Below are 11,400 nucleotides of genomic sequence, written 5' to 3'. Positions count from 1 at the left end.
TACAAGCCGCCAGCACCGCCCGCCGTGCTCTGGCCGGCTGCACAAACCCAACCCACTTCGCGGGCCATCTCAACCGTGGCCGCCAAGCCCACCATGCATTAGATTAAAACCGGGCCACCTGATGGGGGCAGGCCACAGTCAATGCGATCGCGAGAAAGGTCGAGCGGAATAGAAAGCCCTTCACCGAAGCGTCAAAACCAAACGGATAGGACATAAGGACCGTTCCGGGCGGGCGTCCCGTGGGTTCGACGTTGAGCGGATTGACAAAATTACCTTGGGTGATTTCCCCCCAAAAATTGCGAGCCTTTAGCCAATATGTAACGGCGTCGTAGATTAGCGGCTGTTCGCTGATCTCGACACTCCTCCAAACGGACCAGGCCACGAAGACAAGCCATAGGGTGACCAGCAACATCGGCAAATAGCGTTGAACGGGCATTACAGGTCTCTGTCGGAATGCCGTCTAACGGCTATCGCATGATCTCGCGATAACACAGGGTCGAGCGCTCTACTATCTGCATGGCCCGTAAGCGAGCGCCTGCGCGCGGTGCGGTAGTCCGCTCCGGATTCGCAAATCTCATTTACATGCCCGCTAATGACCCGGCCGGATCGGGCAAGGCGTCAGCGTGAGGGGCTGGTTTGCCGCTGCGCAGCGACTGCGCCCGAAACCAAGGCGCTCACTTCGTACAGCCGTGGCTCACCGCCTCAGGCGAGGCAATGTTTGTCGCGGTCAGGACTTGCTCGAGAAGATCGCACCCTCCTTTGGTGTCCCCGGCTCGGAAGGCGGCCTTCGCCGCAAGTTCCCATGCGCCCGCGCGTTCAACCTTACTTGGGGCGTCAGAAGCGGCATCCATCGCGTAGCCGATGGCTTTGCGCCAGTCTTCCAGGTGAAACGAGGCCCTAGCGAGCCCGAGATTGACATAGTAGTGGCGAGGGTCGATCTCGCGAGCGCGAACGCCTGCCGATATGGCGTCTCTAAAGGCGCCGGCTTGCGCATATATGGCAGCGAGATTCGCCCATGCCTCAACGTTCGATGGGGCCTTGACCGTCGCTTGCTGGATTTCCTGCAGAGCTTGTTCGTAAAGACCCTGAGAGGACAGTTCGCGGGCCTTCGTCATGTGTTCTGAAGGCGTGCGAGCGTATTCGGTCCTGCGAAAAATCAGGATGCCGGGATCTTCGGTCAGCGGCGGCTGCTTCTCGTAGAAGCCGCTGGTCTCAAGCTTGTGCATTACGCGAGGCAAATTTTCCCTGCTCAGGGTCTGATTGAAGACCTGGGCTGGGGTTGAGTATTTGGTCGGGTCGATCACAACGACATTCTGCGTTCGTTGCGCGAGCAGGGCGTCCCAGGCTTCCGAGAGTTCGGTGCCGTAGAACCCGCCGAGGTAGTCATAGTGGCAAAGGGGTGATCTGGTCGAGCGAAACCGATCTCTCGCCACGACGTAGTTGGCGGGCACCGGTGCCAGCCAGTCTCCCGCAATTTCGGGGATGGAAGGCTCGATCGCTATTGTGTTCCGGATTGGGCCTTCGCTGGAGGTCGGACAGGTACGGGCAACGATCGAAGAGAGAATGCTATCGGTATCCACTCGCTGAGCGAGCGACAGATCGCCTGCTCTGGCAGGCATCAGTTTCAGTTCCTTGCCGTGCAGCAGCACAAACTGCATGGCGAAGATTGCGCACGCCGCCGCGGTTGCCCAACTGCGGTTGATTTGCGCAAGGCTCCATCCGACGATGAGCGCGACGTACGGCAATACCGGCAAGAGGTATCGATCTTGCCGGAGAGGGCTCAACGAAAAGACCATGACTACGGTCAGGATTTGTAGCGCTGCAACTCCAGCGCACAGCGAAAAATGCGACGGCGTCCGCTTTCCTCGCACCAGATAGAGCGCCATAGCGATCAGCAGCAGCGCCAAGGAAATACCGGCGAGCCCTGGCAGGAATTTGTCCTGCCCAACCTGCATCCAAAAGGTGAGCGCGCTTAGATAGCCGTCCTCTCTGCCCCACATCGTCTTGACGGCCGCACCGTAGCCCTCCCCGAAGGCGCCCGCTCGTAGGTGCTCGAGCACGGTATCGAGATTGCGGAGATACCAAGCTGCGGTCAGGGCGGCCATTGGGATCGCCAGCGTCCAGCTAGCGATTGTCAGGCCCCTTTGGGTAGGGTCGGGGGGGCGGGGAGAGCGGAGCAAATAGATGCACGCTACCAGGCCCGGCCACACGCAGAACAACGGTTGGATCTGCTTGGACGCGAGCGCAACCGCGGTGGCAGCGACGAGTTGCGGGAGCAGGAGCGAGCGGTTCCATGCCGGCGCTCGGCACATGATGAGGACGAACCACGCCACTGCCATCGTCTGAAGGCTCTCGACGAGGTAGTGGTGGGCGAAGAGGATGAACATCGGCGCCGATGCGATCACAAGACAGGCTGTCGTTGCTAGACTTACGCTTGAAGACAGAGAAAAAAGAGCTCGGTAAACAAGAACGATGGTGACGGCTTGTACGGCGACGTTCGTTAATAGCAGGGCGGTGTTGACCGAAGGGATGATGAAGGCGAGGGGCAGAAACGCTTGCCCGAGCCAGATTAAGCCGTTCGGTTTATAGGGATAAACGTCGAGAATTTTGACCGGCCACCCGCGCGGCGCGTGTGTCAGCGTATGAAACAGATCTAGTGTGGCGATGCCGTATGCTGACTGGTCGCCTCCAAAGGCCGAGTTGTCGAGCAGAACCCACACCAGGCTTGGAAAGGCGAGTGCTGCCGCAATTAGGTAAGGCAGCAGAGATTTTGCCGTGGTGCGCGGCACCCGGCTAGCTCGCATGTTTACCGACACTCTCGCCTGATCCCCGTCGCGGCGGCTCATTGGCCAAAGCGGCCCATACCACAACCCCAGAATCCCGACCATACGTGCCGCCCTCTGTGGCGGCTTTTCCATGCCCGGAGTATCCCCATGAAGACGCGCAGGGTGCAAGGCGCGCTGCTTTCGCTTGGCTATTCGCTGGTCGTCGACGGCGTGGCTGGGCAGAAGACGAAGACTGCGATGCAGGCTTTCCAGCGCGGGTGCGGGCTGGCGGTGGACGGCATCGTCGGGCCGCAAACGATCAAGGCGCTGTAGGCTGAGATCCGGGAGCGGACGGAGGCCAGGCCGGCGCCGGCCGCGCCCTCGCTGCCGGGCTCCGCACTTCCCCGCGCCACGCGCCGGATCGACGATCATTCGCTGCACGGCGACGCCAGAGGGCGGGGACGTGTCGGTCGAGACGATCCGCGGCCGGCACAAGGCGCAGGGCTGGCTATCACTGGGTTGTCATGCTCGACGGTATAGTGAAGCCGGGCCGTCCCGAGGCCGAAATCGGCTCGCACGTCGCCGGGGACAACACCGGGACGCTCGGGGTTGTCTATGTCGGCGGGGTCGCGGCAGACGGGAATACCGCCAAGGAACGCCGGCGCAGAAGGCCGCGCTCCTCACTCACGTGAACGCGCTGATCGCTCGCTATCCGACGATCAAGAGTTCACCGGTCACACCAGTACGCCGCCAAGGCTTGCGCGAGCTTCGACGTCCGCAAGGACGAGCTCGGCCGCCTGATCTGACCGCCGGCGGCCGCCGTCACTCCCTCACCATCCTGATCTGATCATGGAGATCATCATGAACCGTATCGTCCTGGCGCTCGTCGCCTTGGGCCCGCTGACGCTCGCCGGCTGCCAGAAAGCCGCGATCGACAGCCGCGTTGCCGAGATCAGCGACCGCCTTGCCGCGTGCTGTGTCGAGTTGAAGACACGCGCGACGCCGCGAGTATGGACAAGGCGATCGCCGGTGACCGCCTGATCCCCGGCGTCACCATCGCCGACATGAAGCCGATCCGCGACATGGCCCCCGACCAAGCCCAGGACGATGCCATCGAGGAGGAAGTCGAACGACGTCTCCGACAGCGTCGAGCCGATCGTCGCCAGCGAACGGCTTGAACCTGACTTGCCGGCCTAGCCGGCGATCGCCTCGCCGTCGTCAAGGGCGGCCCTCCTTGGGCCTTTCCTCCCTGGACTCGGCTCCGCTAGCTTCGGCTGGGGGGCCTTTTGTCGTTAGGCGGCCTTCGGCGTTTTCGCCGGCCAACAATGCGAGCCGCGGATGAAACTGCGCCGCGCGGTAGGGGAGGTTCGGTGGCGGCCGTTCGCCCTGCGCGAGGACAGTCAGAGGCCCGGTTCTCCACAAGGAGGCCGGGCTATTTTCATAGGAGGGGCCACCGGCACGGGAGCTTGCTTGAGACTCTATTTGCAAATTGGTGGCATAGAACTAATGGTTCAACACTGCACAACAACCTGCAGCGCTGCCCCCCGACGCGAGTGCCTAAGCGATGAATCGCCGGAATGTAGTTCGCAGGATCGGGAGTTTCGCCTGCGCTGGGGCAAAATTCGCCGCATTCCCTGTGACCCGTCTCCCCGGCGGCCTTCGATGAACGAAATAGCGCGACGGTCTCATTTCGATTCCGCGGTAGGCGAGATCTCGGTTGCATCCGCGACTGCATCGGGAACAGCCGTCCAGCACAATGTACGCCTGCAATATCTCCGAGCGGTCGCGGCGATTGCGGTCGTGCTCTATCACGCATCGTGGTATCTGAAAGACTTGCGCGGTGAGACGCGCTTCAGCGCTGTGTTCGGCGACGTTTTCGGCGCCGGCGGGGTCGCGATATTCTTCGCGTTATCCGGTTACCTCATGGCGGAGATCATCCGCCGCGACGATTGGGGGAGGTTTCTGATAGCTCGCGTCGCGCGGATTTATCCGCCGATGCTGCTCATGGTCGCGCTGTTCTCCGTAGTGCTGTTCCTAGCCTACGGGCGCCCGCGCGGTCTGAGCGTTCTGACCTTGACGCTGGTGCCGACCGGGCCACGCGGCTATTTCCTTGCCGTCGAATGGACCCTCCTTTTCGAGATGACCTATTATGTGGCCCTGACGGCGCTCGGGCTGCTGGGCCTTGTCCGATGGGGTGAGGCGTTTGCCCTGGCCTGGCTTGTTGCAATGGGGTTCTCTTGGGTCTGGGGAAGCGGCGCGGCCGATATAGCGACGCCTACGCTCACCGAATTGCCACTGCTGATCATCAATCTACCCTTCGTACTAGGGTTCCTCTCTGCGGGTCTGAAGCGGCGAGGCTGGTTGCCGCCTGGTCTTGGCGTCGCCGCCATGCTCATAGCCATAGTGATCCCGTTGCTGCCTGCCGACGTCCTGCGCCTCTTGTCGGGCATTGCCGCAGCCATGCTCGTCGCCGCGGCGATCCGTCGTCCGCCACCGATCTCAATCGGTCCAACGGGAAGTCTCCTCGCGCGCTTCGGCGACGCCAGTTATGTGCTGTACCTGTGTCATGTTCCGCTCTTCCTGCTGATCGAATCAAAACTGCCCCAATGGTTGCCGGCACCTCTCGTCTGGCTTGCGATGGTTGGTGCGGCGCTCGGACTTTCGCTTCTGCTCGGGCCTCTGGATGTTCGCTTGCATCGGCGGATGAAGCGCGCGATCGACAAGGCGCGCGACGGCCGCCTCCGCGCTTGGGCGCTCGGATACATTGCCGTCTTCCTCGCAATCGGCAGCTATACGGAGCTTGAAGTACGCAAGGATCGCGCCGAGGAAGCGCAGGCTCGAGAAATCTTTGCCTCGCCGCCCACGGCGGCATCCCTCAGCGTACGGGCCGAGATCGATTCGGTGCAATTCGGCGGCAATCGCTGGGTCGTGCGCGGTTATGGCATCGATCTCGACCGGCCAGCGCTCGCGACGCATATCGCGATCCGCCAGGCCGGCAATCTCTTGGCGATTGACCGGATGCGCCGGATGCGCGTTGCCACAGCCAAAGAACTCGGCCGCTCCGATCTAGAAAGCCGGCGCTTCGGTTTTTCGATCTTTCTGCCGACCGACTTCAGTTGCGCCAAGGGAGGGCTCGACGCTGTCTTTATCTTCGAGGATGGTCGCGCGGTGCCGATAGCGCCCGGCCCGCTCGCTACGATCTGCCGCTGAGCTGTACGATTGGGCGGGTAAGCATGGTCGAATCTCCGTGAGGTCGGTTTACTCCGCGGGCCGCTTCAGGGGCGGGGTTCATTCCTCTTCCTCCGGGCGAGAGGAAGTGACCGAGGGAGATTCGGAGAGGGACGAGGCCTTCGAGAGGACGGCGTCGGCCCACTCGACCACCTCAAGACCACATTCTTGGCGAGAGCCAATTCGGCTCTGACGCCGAGCGACCGCTGTCAGCCAGGCAGCAGCACGATGGTGCAGGCTTGGCCGCAGATTAACGCGCTGTATTCGGCGAACGCCTTGCGGATCGGGAAGGCGCCGGACGAGGCGTCGTGCGTGAACTCGGCCGGGTTGTACCCCATGGCCTTCGGCGCGTAGCTCGGCCGCCACCCGTTGGACGAGCGGATAGTTGCGCTCCGCGCACCCCTTCATCGGGCCGCTTCGGAGTCGCCAGGCCGGCGATTTCGGGATTGCGGGCCGCTTTCGTTCGCGGCCCATCCCTGCGTCCCTTTCTGCGAGCCTCCGGAATAGTCAGAGAGCGCTGAGCGCCTGGTCGAGATCGTCCAGGATATCGTCGACGTTCTCCAGGCCGATCGACAGGCGCAGGAGCCCGTCGCTGATGCCATGCCTGAGGCGGTCATCGCGGCTGACGACGGCGTGGGTCATGCTGGCGGGATGCTGGATCAGCGTTTCGGCGTCGCCGAGACTGACGGCTCGTGTGATCAGGCTCAGATGGTTCATGAACGCCATGCCTGTCTCCAGGCCGCCGTCGAGTTCGAAGGAGATCAGGCCTCCGCCCGATCCAGCCATCTGTCGCTGCGCCAGATCGAATTGCGGGAACGATTCCAGGCCCGGATAGGAGATGCTGGCGATCCGGGGATGGCGCTCCAATTCGCGCGCCACCTTGAGCGCCGACGCGGCATGACGCTCGACGCGGACTTCGAGGGTTTTAAGGCCGCGCAGCATCAGGAAGCAGTTGAAGGGCGAAAGCGTCGCACCCGTCATCCAGCGCAGGCCGGAGCCCCTGACCTGCTTCACCATGTCAGCCGAGCCGACGACGATGCCCGCGAGGAGATCGCCATGCCCGCCCAGATATTTGGTGCCGGAATGAACGACGATGTCGGCGCCAAACTCGATCGGACGCTGCAGGACCGGGGTCGCGAAGGTGTTGTCGACCACGACTTTGGCACCGACGCGATGGGCGAGCCGCGAGACTTCCGCGATGTCGATCACCCGGAGGTTCGGGTTCGCCGGTGTTTCGAAGAAGACGACCTTGGTGCGCTCGCTGATCTTGTCGGCGAGCGTTTCCGGCCGCGTGAAGTCGGCAGGGCGCGCGGTGATGCCGAGCTTGGTCAGCCCCTGGGTGAAGAGCGCGAAGGTGTTGCCGTACAGGGTGTGGTCGATCACGACCTCGTCGCCCGGCGATAGCAGCGTCAGCATGACGCTCGAGATCGCGCCCATGCCGGAGGCGGCCGTCATGCCGGCTTCGGCGCCCTCGAGGCTCGCCAAGCGCTCTTCCAGGATCGCCTGGGTCGGGTTCTTGGTGCGGCCGTAGACGTAGCCTGGTTCTTCGCCGCGGAAGATCGCCGCGCCCTGTTCGGCGCTCTCGAGGGCATAGGTTGAGGTCATGTAGATCGGCGGCGTCAGGGCACCGTCATGTTCGGCCGGATCATAGCCGAGATGGATCGCGCGGGTGGCAAAGCCCTGCGCCCGGTTCCGCCTGACATCTCGCGACATGGTCATTCCTCCTCGATCACTGGCATTGGGTTCGATTTATTGCAGCTTCTGGTTCAGGGCATCGCGCAGGCCGTCGCCCAGGACGTTGAAGCAGAGCACGACGATGAAGATGGCAAGCCCGGGAAAGATGGTCAGGTGATCGGCCACCCCGAGATAGCTTCGGCCATCCGCCAGCATGGCGCCCCATTCGGAGCTTGGCGGCTGTGCTCCCAATCCGATGAAGGACAGCGCCGCTCCCACGAGAATGGCCGAGCCGATCCGCAGGCTCATATAGACGATCACGGCGGGGAGGGCTCCGGGGAGGATATGATGCAGGATCAGCTTATGCCGGGATACGCCGATCGCCCGCGCTGCCTGGACGTATTGGGTCTGCTTCAACGCCAGCGTGCTGCCGCGAGTCAGGCGAGCGAAGACCGGCACGCTGAAGATGGCGACGGCCCAGATGACGTTTTCCACGCCCGGGCCGAGGAGGGCCACCACCGCGATGGCGAGCAGGAGGCCTGGAAACGCGAAGAGGACGTCGCATATCCGCATCAGGAGCGCATCGACCCAGCCGCCGCTCCAGCCGCTGACCAGCCCCATGATGGTGCCGACGATGCCGCCGGCCAGTGCCGATATCAGCCCGACCGCCAGCGAGATGCGGCCTCCCCAGATGATGCGGCTGAGGATGTCGCGGCCGTACGAGTCCGTACCGGCGAGGTGCGCCAGCGTCGGCCCTTGCAGCAGCGCGTCGTAATCTGCGGCCGTGGGGTCATAGGGGGCGATGAACGGCGCGAACAAGGCTAAGAGAATGACGAGTGCGATGATGGCGGCTGCGAGCAAGGCTGTGTGCCGGCGTCGAAAGCGGCGCCAGAACTCGCGCGCGGGCGAACGAAGGGGAGCCGCCGTCATGAGCGCAGCCTGATCGCGGGGTTCAGCACGCCGTAGAGCACGTCGACCACCAGGTTGATGAGCACGAACTCGGCCGAAAGGAGCAGGATTAGCGCCTGGATCACGGGGTAGTCGCGGAAGGCGATGCTGTCGACGAGGAGGCGCCCCAACCCCGGCCAGGCGAACACCGTCTCGACCACGATCGCGCCGCCCAGGAGCGTACCGAACTCCAGCCCGGTCAGGGTCACGACCGGAATGAGCGCGTTGCGGACGGCGTGGCGCCAGATCACGCGTCGCTCTCGCAGGCCCTTGCTGCGTGCCGTGCGGACGAAATCCTCGCCGCTGACATCGACGAAGGCCGAACGCGTGAAGCGGGCGAGAATTGCTGCAACTCCGAGCCCGAGCGTGAAGGAGGGCATGATCAGCGAGCTCCAGCCGTCGAAGCCGCCTGTCGGCAGCCAGCCGAGATGCACCGAGAACAGATTGATCAGCAGGAGGCCGAGCCAGAACCCGGGAAAGGACAGACCGCCGATCGCCGCCAGCATCACCGCCTGATCCTGCCATCGGCCGCGCTTCGCGCCAGCCCAGACCCCGATCGCTGTTCCGATCAGCGTGGCCCATCCCATGGCTGCGAGAGTAAGCCAGAAGGTCGGCCAGAAGCGCACTGCGATCACCTCGAAGACGGGTTCGCGCGTCCGGCTCGAGATCCCGAAATCACCGCGGACGGTCGCCCCGGCATAGCGCAGGTACTGTTCCCAGATCGGACGATCGAGCCCAAGGACCTCGCGCGCCGATGCGACCTCCTGCTCCGTCGCATCGGCGCCCGCAACCAGGCGAGCCGGATCGCCGGGCAGGAGCCGGACGAAGCCGAAGACAAAGAGCGACACGGCCAGCAGGACGGGCAGCGCGCCCAGCAGCCGCCGCAGGACGAAGGTCAGCATTGGCTCGCGCTCCTTGCCGCGGTCTTCAGGAAGCGTGGCATTGCCGAGTTCTCAATAGAGGCCTCCAACGCGGTGGCGTGCGACGAAGTGCTCCGGCCCCACCTGAACCAGCGGGGCAACGTTGGGAATGTCGTTCGGTGCCCGCAACGGGCTCGGCACCTCGGTGTCGTCGATTTCGATTTCGGCACGGCGACGTGCGGGATCGGGCACCGGGACAGCGCTGAGGAGGCGACGCGTATAGCGGTGCTGCGGGGATGACAGGACCGCCTGGCGGGGGCCGACTTCGACGATCTGCCCCAGATACATCACCGCGATCCGGTGGCTGATCCGCTCGACCACCGCCATGTCGTGCGAGATGAACAGGCAGGCGAGGCCCAGTCGTCGCTGCAGGCCCATCAGCAGGTTGACGATCTGCGCGCGGATCGACACGTCGAGCGCCGCGACCGCCTCGTCGGCGATGATCAGCTGCGGCTCCGAGGCGAGGGCTCGCGCAATTCCGATGCGTTGGCACTGGCCGCCCGAGAGTTCGTGGGGATAGCGAGACGAGAATTCGCGGGGCAGCCCGACCAGGTTCAGCAGCTCTCCGACGCGGTCGATGACAGCTGCGCCCTTGGCAAGCCCATGAGCATGAATGGGCTCGGCCACCGAGAAGCCGACGGTGAGGCGCGGATCCAGCGCGCTGAACGGATCCTGGAAGACATATTGGATGCCGCGCCGGATGCTGCCGTCTGCAGCGCCGTCCTGAGTTGCGCCGAGAACATCCTGGCCGCGAAAGAGGATACGGCCGGAGGAGGGCGCTTCCAGACGCACGATGCTGCGCCCGAGCGTGCTCTTGCCGCAGCCGCTCTCGCCAACGAGTGCGAGCGTCTCTCCAGGACGGACGTCGAGACTGACCTGCTCGACGGCATGGACACGGGCTCGGACACCACCCAGCGCGTCCCGGATATCGAACCGTGTGACGAGGTCTATCACTTCCAGCACCGGCGGCGCCGCGGTCACCGTGTCCTGTGGCCCCGACGGCTCGGGCGGCTCCGCGAATGGCACCGGCAATGCGGTGTCGTTGAGGCTGCCGAGAACCGGCACGGCGGCGAGGAGGCTGCGCGTATAGGGATGAGATGGCGTGGCGAAGACCTTGCCCACACTGCCTGCCTCGAGCTGTTCGCCACCCCGCATCACCACGATGCGATCGGCCAGTTCGGCGACGACGCCCATGTCGTGGGTGATGAACAGCAGGCCCGTGCCGAGTTCGCGCTGGAGCTCGTGCAGCAGGCGCAGCACCTGAGCCTGCACCGTGACGTCGAGCGCGGTCGTCGGCTCATCCGCGATGAGCAGCCGCGGACGGCTGGCCAGCGCGATGGCGATCATCGCCCGCTGCCGCATCCCGCCCGAAATTTCGAACGGATAGCTGCGCAGCTGTCGGCCGGCGTCCGGGATGCGCACGCGTTCGAGCAGGCGCTGCGCCTCGGCAAGTGCTGCCTGCCAGCCGAGTTTCTGATGCTCGACGATGCCTTCCGCGATCTGGTCGCCGATCCGCATCACCGGGTTGAGCGAGCTCATCGGCTGCTGGAAGACCATCGCGATTTCGGGCCCACGCAGCCCCCGCATCGCCTCCTTGTCCTCCCGTGCGAGATCACGGAGCGTACCGGCTCGGTCGCGGTACAGGATCCGGCCGGAAATAATCCGGCCGGGACCATGGTCGAGGAGGCGTGTGACGGCGAGCGCGGTGACGGATTTGCCGGAGCCGGATTCGCCGACGAGCGCGACGGTCTCGCCGGGCCCGACCGCCAGGTCGAGATCGCGCACCACCATCGCCCGGCCGTTATCGTCGGGAAAGCTGACGGAAAGGCCCTGGACCTCGAGAAGTCCTGAGTTGTCCATTGAGC

11 protein-coding genes are annotated in these 11,400 nt (G+C 64.1%); 4 read left to right on the top strand and 7 right to left on the bottom strand.

All coding sequences use genetic code 11. From position 1 onward, the window contains the following. Positions 1-103 precede the first annotated feature (103 nt). Both ASE63_RS15945 and ASE63_RS15940 read right to left on the bottom strand, forming a co-directional pair. A complete protein-coding gene (locus tag ASE63_RS15945) occupies positions 104-436 on the bottom strand; it encodes a hypothetical protein (RefSeq protein ID WP_056803074.1) in 333 nt (110 codons plus the stop codon). A gap of 238 nt (positions 437-674) precedes the next feature. After that, on the bottom strand, positions 675-2,918 hold the full coding sequence (locus ASE63_RS15940) for a tetratricopeptide repeat protein (protein WP_156410407.1): 2,244 nt from the start codon (positions 2,916-2,918) through the stop codon (positions 675-677). A gap of 15 nt (positions 2,919-2,933) precedes the next feature. Here ASE63_RS15940 and ASE63_RS26655 point away from each other — a divergent pair, with 15 nt between their 5' ends. The 4 genes from ASE63_RS26655 (at position 2,934) to ASE63_RS15930 (ending at position 5,975) form a co-directional block, all read left to right on the top strand. Beyond that, positions 2,934-3,098 (top strand): peptidoglycan-binding domain-containing protein, encoded by a 165-nt coding sequence (locus tag ASE63_RS26655; protein WP_082610000.1) that lies wholly within the window; start codon positions 2,934-2,936, stop codon positions 3,096-3,098. A gap of 516 nt (positions 3,099-3,614) precedes the next feature. Then, the gene (locus tag ASE63_RS15935; RefSeq protein WP_056803068.1) at positions 3,615-3,806 is read left to right on the top strand and encodes a hypothetical protein; all 192 of its coding nucleotides are present in this window, start codon (positions 3,615-3,617) and stop codon (positions 3,804-3,806) included. After that, positions 3,776-3,943, top strand: a complete 168-nt coding sequence (locus ASE63_RS27330; protein ID WP_156410406.1) for a hypothetical protein — start codon at positions 3,776-3,778, stop codon at positions 3,941-3,943. The genes ASE63_RS15935 and ASE63_RS27330 overlap by 31 nt, the downstream gene beginning before the upstream one ends. Before the next feature lie 484 nt (positions 3,944-4,427). Beyond that, positions 4,428-5,975: an acyltransferase gene (locus ASE63_RS15930; protein ID WP_162261787.1), complete on the top strand. Its 1,548-nt coding sequence runs from the start codon at positions 4,428-4,430 to the stop codon at positions 5,973-5,975. A gap of 227 nt (positions 5,976-6,202) precedes the next feature. On the opposite strand, the gene ASE63_RS28735 is transcribed toward ASE63_RS15930, so the two are convergent. From ASE63_RS28735 to ASE63_RS15910, 5 genes are all read right to left on the bottom strand, one after another. After that, positions 6,203-6,331 carry a hypothetical protein gene (locus ASE63_RS28735; RefSeq protein ID WP_280137447.1) on the bottom strand — a complete coding sequence of 43 codons (129 nt, stop codon included), beginning with the start codon at positions 6,329-6,331 and terminating at the stop codon, positions 6,203-6,205. Between the two features lie 169 nt (positions 6,332-6,500). Beyond that, positions 6,501-7,706, bottom strand: a complete 1,206-nt coding sequence (megL, locus tag ASE63_RS15925; RefSeq protein ID WP_156410405.1) for a methionine gamma-lyase — start codon at positions 7,704-7,706, stop codon at positions 6,501-6,503. Between the two features lie 36 nt (positions 7,707-7,742). After that, positions 7,743-8,597, bottom strand: a complete 855-nt coding sequence (locus ASE63_RS15920; protein WP_056803058.1) for an ABC transporter permease subunit — start codon at positions 8,595-8,597, stop codon at positions 7,743-7,745. Next, entirely contained in the window at positions 8,594-9,517 is a 924-nt protein-coding gene (locus ASE63_RS15915; RefSeq protein ID WP_056803055.1) for an ABC transporter permease subunit, read from the bottom strand. Before ASE63_RS15915 ends, ASE63_RS15920 begins: the two co-directional genes overlap by 4 nt. Before the next feature lie 51 nt (positions 9,518-9,568). Further along, positions 9,569-11,395: an ABC transporter ATP-binding protein gene (locus ASE63_RS15910; RefSeq protein WP_056803052.1), complete on the bottom strand. Its 1,827-nt coding sequence runs from the start codon at positions 11,393-11,395 to the stop codon at positions 9,569-9,571. Positions 11,396-11,400: the final 5 nt, after the last annotated feature.

The sequence above is a fragment of the Allobosea sp. Root381 genome, assembly GCF_001429395.1.
Taxonomy (GTDB): Bacteria; Pseudomonadota; Alphaproteobacteria; order Rhizobiales; family Beijerinckiaceae; genus Allobosea.
Note: the sequence above shows the minus strand (reverse complement) of the source record. Positions and strands in the feature narration are given on the sequence as shown.

What these genes read in the sequence shown, in the direction of transcription:
- ASE63_RS15945 (WP_056803074.1), bottom strand. Translation starts at nt 436, where the DNA reads ATGCCCGTTCAACGCTATTTGCCGATGTTGCTGGTCACCCTATGGCTT.
- ASE63_RS15940 (WP_156410407.1), bottom strand. Translation starts at nt 2,918, where the DNA reads ATGGAAAAGCCGCCACAGAGGGCGGCACGTATGGTCGGGATTCTGGGG.
- ASE63_RS26655 (WP_082610000.1), top strand. Translation starts at nt 2,934, where the DNA reads ATGAAGACGCGCAGGGTGCAAGGCGCGCTGCTTTCGCTTGGCTATTCG.
- ASE63_RS15935 (WP_056803068.1), top strand. Translation starts at nt 3,615, where the DNA reads ATGGAGATCATCATGAACCGTATCGTCCTGGCGCTCGTCGCCTTGGGC.
- ASE63_RS27330 (WP_156410406.1), top strand. Translation starts at nt 3,776, where the DNA reads ATGGACAAGGCGATCGCCGGTGACCGCCTGATCCCCGGCGTCACCATC.
- ASE63_RS15930 (WP_162261787.1), top strand. Translation starts at nt 4,428, where the DNA reads ATGAACGAAATAGCGCGACGGTCTCATTTCGATTCCGCGGTAGGCGAG.
- ASE63_RS28735 (WP_280137447.1), bottom strand. Translation starts at nt 6,331, where the DNA reads ATGGGGTACAACCCGGCCGAGTTCACGCACGACGCCTCGTCCGGCGCC.
- megL (WP_156410405.1), bottom strand. Translation starts at nt 7,706, where the DNA reads ATGTCGCGAGATGTCAGGCGGAACCGGGCGCAGGGCTTTGCCACCCGC.
- ASE63_RS15920 (WP_056803058.1), bottom strand. Translation starts at nt 8,597, where the DNA reads ATGACGGCGGCTCCCCTTCGTTCGCCCGCGCGCGAGTTCTGGCGCCGC.
- ASE63_RS15915 (WP_056803055.1), bottom strand. Translation starts at nt 9,517, where the DNA reads ATGCTGACCTTCGTCCTGCGGCGGCTGCTGGGCGCGCTGCCCGTCCTG.
- ASE63_RS15910 (WP_056803052.1), bottom strand. Translation starts at nt 11,395, where the DNA reads ATGGACAACTCAGGACTTCTCGAGGTCCAGGGCCTTTCCGTCAGCTTT.